This window comes from Acidobacteriota bacterium (assembly GCA_016713675.1).
In the GTDB taxonomy this organism is placed as follows: Bacteria; Acidobacteriota; Blastocatellia; order Pyrinomonadales; family Pyrinomonadaceae; genus OLB17.
In genome coordinates this window covers 599,257-615,713 of record JADJOS010000004.1, presented here as the reverse complement: position 1 = coordinate 615,713, position 16,457 = coordinate 599,257, and the positions used below count along the sequence as shown (strand labels likewise).

Annotated in this window: 11 protein-coding genes; 8 read left to right on the top strand and 3 right to left on the bottom strand. The window is 52.4% G+C overall.

Features of this window, described 5'->3' with window-relative positions; all coding sequences use genetic code 11:
* Window positions 1-85 precede the first annotated feature (85 nt).
* Entirely contained in the window at window positions 86-1,312 is a 1,227-nt protein-coding gene (locus IPK01_16240; protein MBK7934987.1) for a hypothetical protein, read from the bottom strand.
* Between the two features lie 842 nt (window positions 1,313-2,154).
* Between IPK01_16240 and IPK01_16235 the strand changes: the two genes are divergently transcribed.
* The 5 genes from IPK01_16235 to IPK01_16215 all read left to right on the top strand — a co-directional run bounded on the left by IPK01_16235 (window position 2,155) and on the right by IPK01_16215 (window position 9,569).
* Entirely contained in the window at window positions 2,155-4,086 is a 1,932-nt protein-coding gene (locus IPK01_16235; protein ID MBK7934986.1) for a DUF4097 family beta strand repeat protein, read from the top strand.
* A 139-nt stretch (window positions 4,087-4,225) separates the two neighbouring features.
* On the top strand, window positions 4,226-5,491 hold the full coding sequence (locus tag IPK01_16230; protein MBK7934985.1) for a carbohydrate binding family 9 domain-containing protein: 1,266 nt from the start codon (window positions 4,226-4,228) through the stop codon (window positions 5,489-5,491).
* Window positions 5,492-5,583: 92 nt separating this feature from the next.
* Window positions 5,584-6,861 carry a hypothetical protein gene (locus IPK01_16225; GenBank protein ID MBK7934984.1) on the top strand — a complete coding sequence of 426 codons (1,278 nt, stop codon included), beginning with the start codon at window positions 5,584-5,586 and terminating at the stop codon, window positions 6,859-6,861.
* Between the two features lie 228 nt (window positions 6,862-7,089).
* The gene (locus tag IPK01_16220; GenBank protein MBK7934983.1) at window positions 7,090-8,157 is read left to right on the top strand and encodes a hypothetical protein; all 1,068 of its coding nucleotides are present in this window, start codon (window positions 7,090-7,092) and stop codon (window positions 8,155-8,157) included.
* A gap of 269 nt (window positions 8,158-8,426) precedes the next feature.
* Complete coding sequence (locus IPK01_16215) at window positions 8,427-9,569, top strand: citrate synthase (protein MBK7934982.1); 1,143 nt, start codon at window positions 8,427-8,429, stop codon at window positions 9,567-9,569.
* Window positions 9,570-9,650: 81 nt separating this feature from the next.
* On the opposite strand, the gene IPK01_16210 is transcribed toward IPK01_16215, so the two are convergent.
* Complete coding sequence (locus IPK01_16210) at window positions 9,651-9,893, bottom strand: hypothetical protein (GenBank protein ID MBK7934981.1); 243 nt, start codon at window positions 9,891-9,893, stop codon at window positions 9,651-9,653.
* A 239-nt stretch (window positions 9,894-10,132) separates the two neighbouring features.
* On the opposite strand from IPK01_16210, the gene IPK01_16205 reads away from it, so the two are divergent.
* Window positions 10,133-12,259, top strand: coding sequence for a S9 family peptidase (locus IPK01_16205; GenBank protein MBK7934980.1), 2,127 nt, complete (start codon window positions 10,133-10,135; stop codon window positions 12,257-12,259).
* Window positions 12,260-12,820: 561 nt separating this feature from the next.
* Window positions 12,821-13,513 (top strand): hypothetical protein, encoded by a 693-nt coding sequence (locus IPK01_16200; GenBank protein ID MBK7934979.1) that lies wholly within the window; start codon window positions 12,821-12,823, stop codon window positions 13,511-13,513.
* Window positions 13,514-13,650: 137 nt separating this feature from the next.
* On the opposite strand, the gene IPK01_16195 is transcribed toward IPK01_16200, so the two are convergent.
* Entirely contained in the window at window positions 13,651-13,956 is a 306-nt protein-coding gene (locus IPK01_16195; protein ID MBK7934978.1) for a hypothetical protein, read from the bottom strand.
* A gap of 325 nt (window positions 13,957-14,281) precedes the next feature.
* Here IPK01_16195 and IPK01_16190 point away from each other — a divergent pair, with 325 nt between their 5' ends.
* Window positions 14,282-15,943, top strand: coding sequence for a S8 family serine peptidase (locus IPK01_16190; GenBank protein MBK7934977.1), 1,662 nt, complete (start codon window positions 14,282-14,284; stop codon window positions 15,941-15,943).
* The last annotated feature ends 514 nt before the right edge of the window (window positions 15,944-16,457 follow it).

Here is a 16,457-nt window from a genome sequence, read left to right as displayed (position 1 = left end):
CGTATATTCTCAGTCACAAAATATCCTAATAATTACAAATGGCGGGCTGGGCCCGCCGTATAAATGAACAATCGTAAAATGTTGCCTAGACCGTTTCCGACGAGAGCTCTCTCGAAAGGTCGTCGAGGTCCGGGATCTCAAACTTAGTACCGGCCGCATTTACGGGCACCCGGTCAACCTTCTTTCGTGCAATACGAAATATCGGCCGGGCAGTCGGGCCGCCGAGAAATGCGAGCGTCTTGATCGCCCAACGGAGCCATACCGGACCGCCGAGTTTCCATCCGCGATGCGAAAGCGGCACGAGGCCTTTTTCATCGCCCGTGTCAAAGAAAACGCGGTCGAACCAGCGTCTGCGGTGCTCGGGAAAATCGGGATAAAGCGAGAGTATCTCAGAAAACGACTGCAGTTGACGCGAATGTAGCGGCCGTTCGTACTCGGGCATCAGGGCGACCTGGCTTCGTTTCTCGACGCGGATCTCTTCGACAAATTCTTCGAACGTGGCGGCATTTGTCAGATTGATGACCGTATTCGGACGGCAACCGTGACGATCGCCGCCGGTGGCAATAGGAATACCAAGAGCCTCGGCCATTTCGATGACCTGCTTATTTTCCGACCAGCTTCGAAAGCCATTGATCTCAAAAGCGTGAATCCAGCGGCCGTGTTCGCGGATGAAATTCTTGAGCAGGATCTCGTGCTTTTCCTTGCCGACCATTTCGATATCCCAGATCGGATGATTCAGGATGACCAGAACCTCAGGCATTTCGTTGAGCATCGCAAACAGCTCGTTGAGCCGCTCGACGCTGTGCAGTTCCTTGGTGAATGTATAGTCGATCAGCGTTTTGCTGAGTTCCTCGGCACGGTCCTTGGGCAGGTTATGGACGCCGACGTGAAAGAACCCGTACTCGAAGGGAACTGTCCATTCGAGTGAGATGGGGATGTTCTTTGCTTCGATCGGCTCCGAGACCGTCAGGTTGGCGGCGATGTTGTCGTGGTCTGTGATCGAGACAAAGGCGTCGAGGCCGGCCTCGTTTATCTGTGCCTTTTCGATGTCGTAGACCATTTGACCGGTCAGCGGCGGCGACCAAAATGCCGTCGAGAAATCGGGGAACTTGCCTTCACGCTCAAAGTACTTTTGCTTCTCGCGTTTCCAGAAAAATGAGATGATCGGCAGTTTGTTGGCGTAATGCGGAACAAAATCCAGCATTTCCTTAGAATGTTCCGTGTGGCAATGCAGTGACACACCGGTCTTCGCCCGATCCGATAGATCGGCCGTTTCGCGTAGGATATGTAAGTGCGTTCGTTCTAAGTTCATTTATTTACCGCCTGATCGCGCCATCTAAACACTAGAAAATATCAAATCTGTCGAGCAATGTAAATCACACGTTCACCTCGAAGAGAGGCCTTAAATCAAATTCACTCGCGGAGTAGACAGACGTTTCCCGGAGACCAGAAAGATTAGGATGCGATGAATCGAAATCAGGTAGCCAAGAATGTTTTTTGGGGGAAGACCGAACCTGTATTTTTTACCTCGGGTTTGAATTGTGGTACGTACCACAATTTGATCAGCAAAATTGACGAAAATGCCGTAAAAATGCGTTCTGCCACAGTTTTTAAGGGGGTCAGCGACAGTGTTTTAGGGGGCTTGCGACAGCAAAAAACAGGGTCAGCGACAATAAAAAAGACCCCCAGCGACAATCGTAAAACGGCTGCAGCAAACTGTCGCTAGCCTTGCCGGAGCCCGAGTTCGAGCGAAAGAGCCTTTCTCTGCCTTCCGATAAGAGCGATCAGAACGAAGAAGTTGATCGACCAGAAGAGATCGATAGGATCCGGCAACGAAACCTCACCTCATCCGCATAAAATCGGCCCAAATATCCAAACCGGCCCGCCGCCCGCGAATGATAACAACCACAACGATCGATTCGACTTCGCCGATCACCGCGATCGAGCCTGATGCTGCACGATACGGCTTCACCTGGGGTGAGTAGAGGTTTTTGAAACGATGTTTCTATAAACTTTTGATCCCACCAGGATAGGGCGCGGACTCAGCGAGAAAAAAATCAAGTATTTTCTTCGATGATCTGTCATAAATCATCCAAGTGTGGTGTTTTATTTCCAGAGAGCGGAAAAATTCCACATTTATACGGAGACGGCATCATGAGTTGGTTATATACATTAATTTTTTCAGGGCTTATTTTTTCAACGAATTCGGGAACGGGCCAGAATGCACCGCAGGTCGTTCCGGCGGAGGTCCCGGCGGCGTCCGCACCGTTGGTCCCGGCGGCGGGCGATGAGACCGAGCGGTTCGAGCAGACCTATCCGCTCAGTGCGAACGGCCGTGTGAGCGTTTCAAATGTCAACGGTTCGATCACGATCGAGGCATGGGACCGCAACGAAGTGCAGCTCGTCGCCGTCAAGGTCGCCGACAGCAAAGAACGTCTTGCCGAGGTCGAGATCAAGGTCGATGCAAAGCCCGAGAGCATTTCGATCGAGACCGAATACGGCGATTGGAAACGACGCACCAACGGCGAACGTTGGGGTGAGCGGGGCAAGCTGGAGGTCAACTATAGCCTTAAAGTACCGCGAGGTGCTGTTCTGAACGAGATCGAAACTGTAAACGGGTCGGTCACCGTGTCGAACTTTACCAATATGACCAGGGTCTCGGCAGTGAACGGAATGGTCAAGGCGACGAACCTGCGTGGAACGGCGAGCCTCTCGACCGTCAACGGCGAGGTGGCCGCCGACTTTGACCGGCTCGATGCGGGCAGCAAGATCTCACTCGAGACCGTCAACGGCCGAGTGAATCTTGTGATCCCTTCGGATTCGAACGCCACTATTCGTGCCGAATCAGTGAACGGGAATATCACGAACGAATTCGCATTGCCGGTACGCAAGGGCAAATACGTCGGCCGCGACCTGTACGGCAAGGTCGGCAGCGGTGAAATTCCGATCAAGCTAGAAAGCGGCAACGGAGCATTGACCATCGGACGAAAAAATGACGGCAAGAGCCTCAGTCCGGCCACTGATCTCTTGCCGCAAAAGTCGACCGACGAAGAAAATTGGGACGAGGTCGATGCGGAAAAGATCGCCTCTAATGCCGCAAAGGCCGATAAGGTGATCGCCAAGGCGATGAAGACGCAGGTTCGCGTCTCCGAAAAAGAAATGGAACGGGCTCGCGTCGAAATGGAAAAAGCTCGTGTGGAAATGCAAAGGCTCGGGCCTGAACTGGCGAAGGTCATGTCGGAAAGCGATTTCGCATCTGCCGCGATCGTCAACTCAAAGGCGATCCAGGACGGTCTCGAAAAACAGCGGGCCGCTATCGCAGCATACGCCGACGCCGGATACAGGATCCCGAAGATCGAAAAGCGAAGTGGTGTGTTCCCCGTGAAAGGCGTGCCTAAGATCACCGTTGACGCGACCGGCTGCTCGGTCAAGGTGATCGGCACCGACGCCTCCGAAGTGCGTTATACGGTGACCCAGAGCGTCCAGAGCCGCAGCGGCGAAACTGTGCAGGTCAAAGAGGAACACACCGAGTCGAGCGTCGGGCTAAAGGTGATCAATACCGATCCTGACAATTCGCCAGGCATCTTTTTTCTCGATCGAAGCAAAGTTCGTGTCGAGATCTACGTTCCTAAAAAGACAAATCTTAAGATCGTAACAAACGGCGAGATCCGCCTCGAAGGCGTTTCCGGCGAGATCGACCTGACGGGCGGCGATCAGTCGATCAACGTTCGAGATGGCGATGGTTCGCTTAAGGTCGGGAGCCTCAATGGCCAGATCCGCGTGATCGGTTTCCGCGGGGACATTGACGCGAGGACTGCCGACGGGCAGCTCAATCTCGAAGGTGAATTCTCAAAACTAACGGCTCGTGCCGACACCGGCAATGTGACCCTGACGCTGCCGGACAATGCAAATTTCGATATCGACGCTCCGGGAATGGGCGTCACGTCAGACGGCTTCGAACTGAAACGCACCGGCGGCGACATGAACTCAAAATATCGTGTCGGCAGCGGCGGCAAACAGTATCAGATCAGATCGGACGGTAACGTTCTGATCCGAAGCAAGAGTTCACTAACCTCACAATTTTAACCAAGGAAGCGCAAAAAGGATCCGAACGGGTTCTTTTTTGTTGAAACTAAATGACTGAATTTGCGTTTTAGTCATTGTCCTTTGCTGTCGATCATATATATTCATTCATTTTCGATCGCGGCACTTTATAGGAGCAATAATGAAGAAATTAGCAGTAATTTTGTCGATGCTGTGTTTCGCGTCGATGGTTCGGCCGCAGGAAGGCCCGACCGCAAGCGTTGTATCCGAACCGAATCCGCCGGCAGTTAAACCGGCAGTGACCAAACGATCAAAGGTCGATGTGCCTGCGGAAAAATTGAGGCCGATCACGATCCCAAAGATCAATCCCGGCATCACGATCGACGGGAAACTCGACGAAGAGGACTGGAAGGTCGCCGCCGTCTTCAAGGATTTCTACCAAACGAGTCCGGGCGACAACATTACACCGTCGAAACCGACCGAAACCTACATGATGTACGATGAGAAGCATCTGTACATCGCATTCAAGTGCTGGGACGAAAAGGACAAGGTCCGGGCGACGGTCGCCAAACGCGACGACATATTTGGCGAGGACAATGTCCGGCTTTGGCTGGATACCTATAACGATCAGCGTCGGGCGTACATTCTCGGATTCAATCCGCTCGGAATTCAGCAAGACGGTATTTTTACCGAGGGCCGCGGTGCGGATTTTTCGGTCGATATCATCATGGAATCGAAGGGCGTGATCGAAGATTGGGGCTGGTCGGTCGAGGTCAAGATACCTTTCAAATCGCTGCGCTACTCGGCCGGCAAAGGCAAGATGTGGGGATTCAATGCGGCACGAAACATCGATCGATTCAATGACGAATTTGATCAATGGCTGCCGGATGACCGCAACGTTTCGGGGTTTTTGGTCAAGCACGGCAAGATCACAGGGCTTGATTCGATCAAGTATGAACGCACGCTCGAGGTGGTTCCGAGCATCACCGTCTCAGAGACCGGCAGCCGCAAACGGACACTGCCCAATTCGGCGTTCTCGCAGTTTGGCCGCTATCATCCGATATTTAATCCGATCGGCATCCGCGATCCGGGCAAATTCGTCAACGATCCGATCAAACAGGACCTCAGCGTAAATCTAAAATACACGCTGTCGCCGAATATCACGCTCGATGCGGCGATCAATCCTGATTTTGCCGAGATCGAGGCCGATGCTCCAGTGGTCGCGGCAAACCAGCGGTTCCCGATCTTTTTCGAGGAAAAGCGGCCTTTCTTTCTCGAAGGTAAAGATATTTTCAATTCACCGCTGCAGCCATTCTATTCGCGAACGATCGTCGACCCTGACTTTGCCGCGAAATTGACAGGCAAGATCGGAAAGACGACGTTCGGCTTTCTCGCTGCGTCCGACAATGCCCCGGAAATTATTCGGACGATGAACGCGGCGAACTGATCAACTGCCAGCGTGCCCGTGAATTCGATCCTCCGAATAACAAGCGGCGTTGTGCGATCGAAGATTACGTCGACAAAAATGCGCTCTTTAGCGTGCTGAGGCTAAAGCAGGATCTCGGCCCGGGTAACAACGTCGGTTTTTTTGCAACGGCAAGAATATTTCCGAAGAACCGCAATTTCACCGGCGGATTTGACGGCACATTCAAACTCAAACCAACGACCGTGATGACGTTTCAGGCACTCGGTACTCATTCGCGAAAGACCTTTTACGACCCGAACACCGACAGTGCCAAATACCGCACGGGAAATGGATTTGGATATTATTGGAGTCTCGATTACACGACCGACCGGCACGGCTGGTATGCCGAGGCCTCGGGACGTACCGGCGATTATCGGGCCGATTCGGGATTTACACCCCGGACGGACTCCAACACTTTCTTTTTTGCAAATCGTGTGAGTACCAAGTCCAATCCAAAGGCCGCGCTGATCCGAGCAAACTGGAGCCAATTTGCCCGTTACGGAATGGACTGGAAAGGTAGGACGCAGGAGGCAATGATCGGCAGCAACCTCAATTTCAATCTGCAGGGAAGCCTGTTCATCTACACCGAGTTCGGGCTGCAATACGAAAAGATCTACGAACGGGAATTCGGGGCAATTAGAAATCCCGCCGTGAATCAGCAAGGTGCATTTTTTGGCGAACCAACGCGGTCGGCGACACAGCCGTATTTCAGTGTCAATTTCAACAAAACGGTCAATAAGAAGTTTTCGATCTACGGATTCGTCGGCTCGATCATAAATTCATTCGATTACGATTTTGGCGGCGGCAATCGTTTTCAGCGTGCGAGCCCGGCATTTATCAATTATCTGAACAGCCCGCAGTACCAGAGTTATATCCAGGGCCTATACGCATACCAGGCTGACCCGACAAACAATCCGTATCCGAATTTTGCCGAACCTCCGCAGCTCGATCCCGGCAGAGGCTGGCAGTTTGATGCGGAGGCGGGATTCCAGTACAAACCGATCGATCCGCTGCGAATTTCGGCGAATTATCGAAAGAGCAAGTTAACCCGTAACGACACCGGCGAAACTGCGTATGACACGAACATCTTTACGCTGCGAACGACGTATCAGTTCACACGCTTCATCTATGTTCGGGCGCGGATCGATTACGATACCCTTCGCTCGAACGCCAGCGGCCAGTTCTTGTTCGGCTGGAACCCGACACCGGGCAAGGCCTTGTACGTCGGATATAACGACAACGTCAACTACAACGGATTCAGCCCGTTCACCAATCAGGCCGAGCCCGGATTTATGCGAAACAGCAGGACGTACTTTATCCGAATGTCATATCTGTTTCGGAAGAGTTTCTAGCAGTTGTTCCTCCTGAACGCTGTTTTCGGCAGTTGGCTGTACACAGCCAACTGCCTTTTTCATATTTATCCTATTGATCGAAGGGTGCTTAAGCAGTTCATTATCTTCTTATGCAAAAATAATTTGCGTTTACATCAAAAAACTTCTTGTAAAAGCTGAGGTAATAATGTATAACTTACAGCGGATATTACATTTCTTGCCTTTACCGGCTAAAACAAAGGAGAAACAATGAGATTAAGCAGAAATCTATTCGTAGTGATTCTGAGCCTTTCGTTAAGCAATTTGGCATTGCCAATGCTGTTAGCATCTAACGCTTCTGCTCAAACGGCGAACCTCAACATCGCATTACAGCGTGGTTATCGTACCGGTTATTCTGACGGTTACATGGCCGGCTATCGCGATACCATTGACAGTCTGGCAAAGAGCTTTAGCCGCCATGCCGAATACACCAAGGCCGACCGTGCCTATAACAAGGACTACGGTACGATCGACGAATATCGCGACGGATATCAACAGGGATTTGAGTCGGGCTATAACACCGGTTTTGAAAAGAGGTCGTTCGAATCGAGCCTCCCGACCGATCTGAAACGCCGCGGTGCCGCGACGACAGCCGCGACGATCAACAATAATCTCGCAGAGAACACCACCACCACGAGCAGCCAAAATCAGACCGTCATCGGCACCACCAACGCAGATCTGACGACAAGCGTCGCGACCCAAACGTCGCAGTCGACCTACCAACCGGTTTCCGATGCCGTTATCATCATTCCGCGTGATACGGAGTTGATGCTCGAAATGCAGACCGACGTCAGCACCGAAAAAAGCCGCGAGGGCGACAAATTTACGGCCAAGATCGTTTCCCCGGCCGAGATCGCCGGTGCGACCGTAGAGGGCCGGATCAGCAAAGTAACAAAACCGGGACGCCTCAAACGTCGGAGCGAGCTTTCGCTTTCGTTCGACCGAATAATCCTGACCGACGCCCGCTGGTCGAATTTTAGTGCTGTCCTGACCGAAGTGATGCCCGTGAAAGGCGACAACGTGAAACGCGTCGATGCCGAAGGCACCGCGATCGGCAAGAGCTCGTTCAAAGATGACGGGATCAAGGTCGGAGCGGCAACAGGAGCCGGACTGGTGATCGGAGCGGTTGCGGGCGGGCCCGTCGGAGCTGCGGTCGGAGCCGGTGTCGGAGCCGCATTCGGGGTCGGAGCAGTTGTGATCCAACGGGGCAAGCACGTCAACATCAACCAGAATCAGCAGTTAAGGATCAAGACGAGTTACGAAAGTCAGATCCGTTAGACAGATCTGACTTTTTCGAGCCGTGCGGCAAACCAACCGGCGGCTCTGCTCATCCTAATAATTCTGGCAACTTTTACCCGCGAGATGCGGTGCGGTTCTGTTTGGTTCTCCTTTGGGAACCGGCCGCCCCTCGCGGGTAATGCATTTTAAAAGTGGGCCACGATCAATCTCAATTGGTCAGCCCAATTTTCGCCGCTTAACTTGTGTCTGAAATCGCGCTTAGATAAGATATAAGTTTGGAGATCATATTAGATTTGTAAGGTGTAAAAATGAGTACAGGAACAGAAACTACAGCAGCCGCAGCAGCAGGATTAAGAGGCGTGGTCGCCGCACAAAGTGCGATCGGCGATGTTAATGGCGAGCAGGGAATTTTGATCTATCAGGGCTACGATATCCACGATCTGGCCGAGCATTCGACATTTGAAGAGGTCGTTTATCTTCTCTGGCATGGCCGGTTGCCGAACGCAGCAGAACTTGCTGAACTTAATGCTGAGATCCGTGCGAACTACGAAGTGCCGGCCGAGATCATCACTCTGATGAAGCAGTTCCCGAAGACGGCCGATCCGATGGACGTGCTGCGGACATCGGTCTCGTCGCTCGACTTTTTCGATCCCAACGGACACGGCACCGATCGCGAGAACGCGACCAAAGCCGCGATCAAGCTGACCGCTCAGATCGGAACGATCGCCGCAGCCTGGGATCGCATCCGCAACGGCAAAGAGGTCGTCGCCCCGGACCACACATTGAGCATTGCGGCAAACTTTATGTACATGCTTCGCGGCGAGCGTGCAGATGCCGACGAAGAAAGGATGTTTGACGTCTGCCTGATCCTGCATGCCGATCACGAACTGAACGCCTCGACATTTACGACGCGTGTCGTCTCGGGAACGCTTGCCGGAATGTACGGTGCGGTGACGGCCGGCATCGCGGCTCTCGCCGGCCCGCTCCACGGTGGTGCCAACACCAACGTGATGAAGATGCTCATCGAGATCGGCAGTCTCGAGGCCGTCGACGGCTGGCTCGAAAAGGCCCTTGAAGAAAAACGCAAGATCATGGGCATCGGCCACGCGGTCTATAAGACGGAAGACCCTCGTGCTACCTGGCTACGTAAATATTCGCGTCACATGGGCGAAAAGAAAGGCGAGTTGAAATGGTTTGAGATGTCGCAGCGTATCGAGCAGTTGATGCTCGAAAAGAAGGGAATGCATCCGAACGTTGATTTCTACTCGGCATCAACGTATTACCTGATGGGGATCGCTCTCGACATGTACACACCGATCTTCGCCGTCAGCCGCATCTCAGGCTGGACCGGCCATATTCTCGAGCAGTACAGCCACAATAAACTCATCCGTCCGCGAGCTGAATACATCGGTGCCCGCGACCTGAAATACGTCCCGATCGGGGAACGGTAAGAGTCGTATTAGCTGCAAACAAGCACAACAGGCACGAACAAGAGTCGATCTCGTTCGTGCCTGTTTTATGTATGGTCACGGTTAGACTCCTAGTTCGAACAATACCGCGTCACCAATGTCAGCGGCGGAAAATAATTGTTTGGTGTGCGGACAGCGGTATTTGTTGGTTTGCATGAACGTGATCACGGACGGCAGCGGTCGGTCTTCAAAGGCATCGGCGACCGGCGTACGGTCGAGGCCGCCTTCGTCGAGTTCGAGCTTCACATTTACCGCATGCGGCTGGCCGCATTGGTCGCATACTACGTAGACATCATATTTAGGCATAAAACCGAGTGTACGCTGATTGCCCTCGATTGTCGTTGTCAGGCTTGGGTTTTCGATCTTAGGTCAATGGTCGCTATCTAATATCAAGGATTCAGAATCTGACATATGAAATTTCGAATATGAGATCTGACATATCAAAGACGAAAGGCCAAAAGCCATCCGCTTTGTGCATTCCGAAACAAACCAATAGAATTTAGCGTAATTAGCCACAGAATTTGCCTAATTCAAAGGAGCCTAAAATGATCAAAGGATTGTTGTGTATCGCGTCTCTGTTTATCATTATTGTTATCGGCAACATCACCATCGTTGCTCAAGCTATGAAACCACCCATTGCAAAGAAAGTACCCAAAGTATTGAAGATCCACGGTTATGAGATCACGGATAACTACGCCTGGATGCGCGACCGCAACAAGGAGAAGGATCCCGCGATCATCGAATATCTGACGGCGGAGAACAATTACACCGAGTCATTTATGGGCAATCACCAGCCGCTGGTCGATACGCTCTACAAGGAAATGCTCGGCCGCATCAAACAGACCGACCTCAGCGTGCCGACGAAGATCGGTGACTGGTGGTATTTCAACAAGACCGAGGAAGGCAAGCAATACGCGACCTACCTGCGAAGCAAGACCCGTGACGGTGCGAATCCTGAAACGCTGCTCGATGTCAACGAAATGGCAAAGGGCTTTAAGTTTTTCTCGATCGGAGCATTTGAGGTCAGTGACGATGGCAACGTTCTCGCGTATTCCACCGATACAACGGGTTACAGGCAATACACTTTGCAGTTCAAAGATCTGCGGACGGGCAAGACAATGCCTGAGAAGATCGAGCGCGTCACGTCGACCGAATGGTCGGCTGACGGCAAGTATTTCTTTTACGGGCAGGAAGACGCTGTCTCAAAGCGCAGCGACAAGATCTATCGGCACACCGTCGGCACGACCGACGCCGACACGCTCATTTACGAAGAGAAGGATGTCCTATTCAATTCCGGCATCGGCCGTTCGCGTGATAAAAAGATGATGTTCATCCAGTCCGGTGCGGCGACGATGACGGAATATCGCTATCTGCCCGCCGAAACGCCGCTCGGCGAATGGAAGATACTTAGCCCGCGTCGCCCCGATCACGAATACAGCGCCGATTATGACATGGGCGAGTTCTACATCGTGACCAACAAGGACGCGGAGAATTTTAAGGTGATGCGTGCACCGGCCGCCGATCCATCGGAGGCGAACTGGAAAGATTTTATCGCTCATGATCCGGCGGTCAAGATCGAGGGAATTAGCTTTTTCAAGGACTACGCCGTCGTTTCCGAGCTCGAGAACGGCCTCGAATATCTCAAGGTGATGGACCGCAAAACACGGCGTGCCAATATGCGTATTCCGACTCCCGAGAGCGTTTATGCAATGGGGCTCACCAATAACCCTGAATACGATACGCCGTATGTCCGATACAACTATTCATCAATGATCACGCCGAATTCGACCTTCGAATTCGACCTCAAGACGCGTCAAAGTGAACTCGTCAAACAGCAGGAAATTCCGAGCGGCCACAACAAAGACAATTACGAAACAACGCGCGTATGGGCGATCGCACGCGACGGCGTCAAGGTTCCGGTCTCGATCGTGATGAAAAAGGGCACAAAGCTCGACGGCAAGTCGCCGATGCTGCTTTATGCGTACGGTTCGTATGGTGCGTCGATGACGCCGAACTTTTCGACAGCAAGATTGTCGCTCGTTGATCGCGGCATGATCTACGCGATCGCTCATATCCGAGGCGGATCGGAATTAGGTGAAAAATGGCGGCAGGACGGCCGTATGTTCAAGAAGATGAACACGTTCCACGACTTCATTGATTCGGCAAAATGGCTCATCGCCAATAAATACACGTCGTCCGATCGCCTCGTTATCCAAGGCGGCTCGGCTGGCGGCCTGTTGATGGGCGTCGTCGTCAATCAATCGCCCGAGACGTTCAAGGCTGCGATCGCGCAGGTGCCGTTTGTTGACGTTATGAACACGATGCTCGACGACAGCCTGCCGCTTACAACCGGCGAATGGATCGAATGGGGTAACCCGAACGAGAAGAAAGCGTGGGATTATATGGTCACTTATTCGCCGTATGACAACGTCAAAAAGCAGGCTTACCCGAACATGCTCATCGAGATCTCGCTGAATGACAGCCAGGTCCCGTATTGGGAAGGCGCCAAGTGGGCGGCCAAACTCCGCGATATGAAGACCGACAAGAACGTCATCCTCCTGAAGACCAACATGGGGGCCGGCCACGGCGGAGCCTCAGGCCGCTACGACCGTCTGAAAGAGGTCGCGTTCGATTATGCGTATGCTCTGACACAGGTCGGAATTACAAAGTAGACCTAACTCATCCTGGTTAGAAAGCGGCTTTCGTGATCACGAAAGCCGTTTTTTTTGCGCGAAAAAAGTATTGACACGTTGTTTAACAGTGAGTATTATGTCGGCATAACTATAAACAAAGTTCGATGGGCCGCAATCCTATGACTTGTCGCGCGTCGAACGTCCGGATTCGCTCGTTGCCCCGACGCGCGTCCGGAATCCGTGCCTGTTGAGGCGGCTAACGCCGCTTCGCGTTTATCAGATATTGACGGCGTATCGAAAAGTAATGGCTTTCATTTCAGTATTTGCCGTTCACTCGAATCTGGCGTGATATATCTGGGTTTACGAAGGAGAAGATGTAATATGAGAAAATTTAGTTTTGGTTTTCTAGTCAACATATTGGTATTTGCGTGCATGGCCGCTGCGGCAATGGGGCAGGGCCAAGTCATTTACGATAGTATCCCGAGCCCGCTACCGGGCAACGTTTCGAGCCAGCCATTACAAGCACAGCAAGCTTCAGAAGTGGGGGATAGAATCCAATTTGCATCCGGAGGACGCTCACTATTTAGGGTAACTCAAACCATGAGCAGTTGGGCCTGCCAAAGTGGCGGGTGGAGTACTTTCGACTGTGTCACTACGCCTGGTGCAACTTTCACCCATCCGATAACCCTTAATATTTACAATGTTGGCCCTGCTAATTCAGTCGGATCTTTGATCACTTCGGTCACACAGACTTTTTCGATTCCGTATCGGCCGTCGGCGGATCTGGTCAATTGTACCGGCGGGCGTTGGTACCAGGCATCTACGGGAACTTGCTTCAACGGGTATGCAGCTAATATCACGTTCAATCTGACAGGTCTCGCGATACCAAATGAGGTTATCTACGGAATCGCTTACAACACTTCCAATTATGGATATACACCGATTGGAACTATGCCGTGTTCTGCTACTTCCGAAGGATGTCCATACGACTCGTTAAATGTTGCTTTGGAGGGCGTGACTTCGGTAGGAGTGAACCCTGATCCGGACAGTGCCTATTTTAATACACTAACAGCCGGTTGGTATTGCGATAACGGAGTTGGTGGGGTCGGTTCATTCCGTCTGGACAGTGGGTGTTGGACTGGATACAAACCGTCGGTCAGATTCGCTACGCTTAACATTCCTGCAAATGCAAACCAATGTAAGAACAATGGATGGCAAACGCGTACACGTGCTGACGGTACTCTGTTCAGAAACCAAGGCGATTGCATTCAGTATGTAAATACGGGCAAGTAGTTTGGTGAACTACAATTTCCCATCAAGCGGGCGGCTTTTGGCGGCCCGCTTTTTTTGATGGCTGGTATCAATTAAAAAAAGACGGTGCCGAGAGATTTGCACCGTCTTTTCTGTGAGAACCGTTTTGGCGTTTCCGTTTAGTAATAGACACGGATCCAGCGGTAAACGCGGGTGCCGTTCGTCCAATAAGATCGTCGAACGGTACGGTAGCGGCGGTTGCCGACCTGAGTCTTTCGATACTGGCCGTAGTTACGGTATCCGTGATTCCATTTAGGTCCCTGTCGCTTTCTTTTGCTTCGCCAAACCTGCCGCTGCCGACCCGGTTGGACGTTTGAGCTGACACTGCTGCCGTACCGATCTTTCGCCGAAACGGCGCTATCAAACGGCAGGATCAAAAATGACATAGCGAACATCATCGACAAAATAATTAGCTTTCTTTTCATAATATTCTCTCCCTCTGCGCCATTTCTGGCGACAACATCAATGTAATCACGCCGAAACCCACGAGTATGTACACTTTCGCACATTCGCGTCCAAACGCCGGGATCGCCATGGATCTCGATAGACCGAAATCTGGTCAAGATGAATGAGCAGGTCGGTCAATCTGACAGAAGGGCAAAATGCCCGGCGGCGGCGGTTCGATTCGGAATGCAGTAAATACAGGCATCCGAGCAAATTCCGGCGTGGTGGCACGACCATTGCGATTAGAATCGTGGGAAAGTTCCCTTGAATATCCGCAACGCTCAACGAGCGAAGAGAGGGTACATTATGAAACTTAAAGATCTGACCAAGATGTTGACCGCCGTGATCATCCAATCGATCGTATTCAGTACGATCGCTTTTGGACAGGTTGCGGCCGTCAACACGCCATCAGGCGAAACTGCCGCATCGACAGTGCCTGCTGCAAAATATCTGATCGAGGTTAGTGCTTCCGCCACTGATACCGACAGCAATTCACAGGCGTCCAAACGCATCGTGGATATTTTTGCGGCACGTACAGGTAAGAGTGCAGTTTTGATCGATGAATATGGATATGCACGCGACGGCGTGCTGCAGGCTGTCGCGCAGCGGTTGAACGGCGTCGGCAAGAGAGTATTTCGGGTCGATTGGAACGCGCTATATTCCAATTCGCCTGACCAAGCGGCTCTTGCTTCTGAGATCGACCGCTTCGCGGCATTCACAGCATCGTCCGATTCGGTTCTTTATATAGACGATCTTGCCGGATTTTCTACGGCGACACCGATGTTCGGAATGCAGGCTGCAAAGAGTCTCGGTTCGGCAGTTACGAGCGGAAAACTCCGTGTACTGACCGCATCGAGCGAGTCCGAATATCTCGCGACCACTGCGGACGCAAAGCTTCGCACGAAATTTGAAAGAGTAGATGCCATTGATTCGTCCGACGGATTCGTAGGCGACAAACTTTCACCAGATCTGAGGGAATTAGTAGCTGGCGCCGACCAGGATAGGACCGTTAAGGTTATTCTACAGTCGGATGATATAGACAATCCGCAGCTGCAAGCGGTGCTCAACCGCAATGGTGTGGTCATCGCGGACCGTATCGAATCGCTCAACATGCTGGTTATCGAACTGCCCGTTCGTGTAGCCGAAGAAGTTGCTGCGGTTCAGAGTGCCAAACACCTTTCGCTGGACAAGCAGGTACAACTTCTCGGCCATATAGAGACGACCACTGGGGTCTCGCTTGTCCGGACACAGACGCAGACCGTTTTGAATGCTCTGGGTGTGGCAGTCAACAGTACCTATCAACTCGATGGCACAGGCATTGGCGTCGCTGTTGTTGACTCGGGCGTGTATGAAGGTCACCGTTCATTCTACGATAATGTAAACCTGCTCGGCGGCGACCGTGTCACCAAGCACATGGATTTCACGGTCAGCAGCGGTAGCAATTCGTCGACGAGCCGCGACCCGTTCGGTCACGGTTCACATGTTGCCGGCCTGATCGCAGGCGGCAAGGGACAGAGCGGCGAACTGACGCAGTACCGCAGCATGGCACCGAATGCCAAGATCATCAACGTCCGCGTGCTTGGCAGCAACGGAACTGGTACCTCCGCCGGACTTTTGCAGGGACTCGATTGGATCTACACCAACCGTGCGGCCAACAACATCAAGGTCGTCAACATGAGCCTTGGTACGCCGGCCGTCGAAACATGGCGGAACGATCCGCTTTGCCGTGCAGTACGGAAACTGGTCGACGCCGGGATCGTAGTTGTCGCCGCCGCCGGGAACAACGGCAAAAAATGCCGCCGGGCAGAAACAGTACGGAGCGATCCACAGTCCGGGCAACGACCCGTCGGTCATCACCGTTGGTGCGACCAATACCTTTGGTACAGATTCACGCAGCGACGATGGCATCGCGACATTCAGTTCGCGTGGGCCAACACGTTCGTTCTATACGGATGCTCAGGGCAATAAACAGTACGACCACGTCATTAAGCCTGAGATCGTAGCACCCGGAAACAAGATCGTTTCCGCAGCCGGACGCGACAGCATCCTACTCGAGAACAACCCGACGCTCGGTGTTTATCCGACCAGCTCGAACAACGACGAAGTCACCATGATGTACCTTTCAGGTACGTCGATGGCGACACCGATCGTCGCCGGTACGGCAGCACTGCTGCTTCAGGCGAATCCTAAGCTGACGCCTAACATGGTCAAGATGATCTTGATGTATACGGCCCAGCCGCTCGCGGGATTCAATCATCTCGAACAGGGTGCTGGTCAGGTCAACGTAGAAGGCGCAGTGAGACTCGCAAAGCTAGTACGTCAGGATCATACGAACACGACAGCTCTTGGTTCGCCGATGCTGACAGCCACTACTTTGCCTACACATCAAACGACGATCGCCGGACACACGTTCCTGTGGTCGAGCGGCATGATGGTCGATCGCGGATACGTCTCGGGAACCAAACTGATCTCTGATTATCAG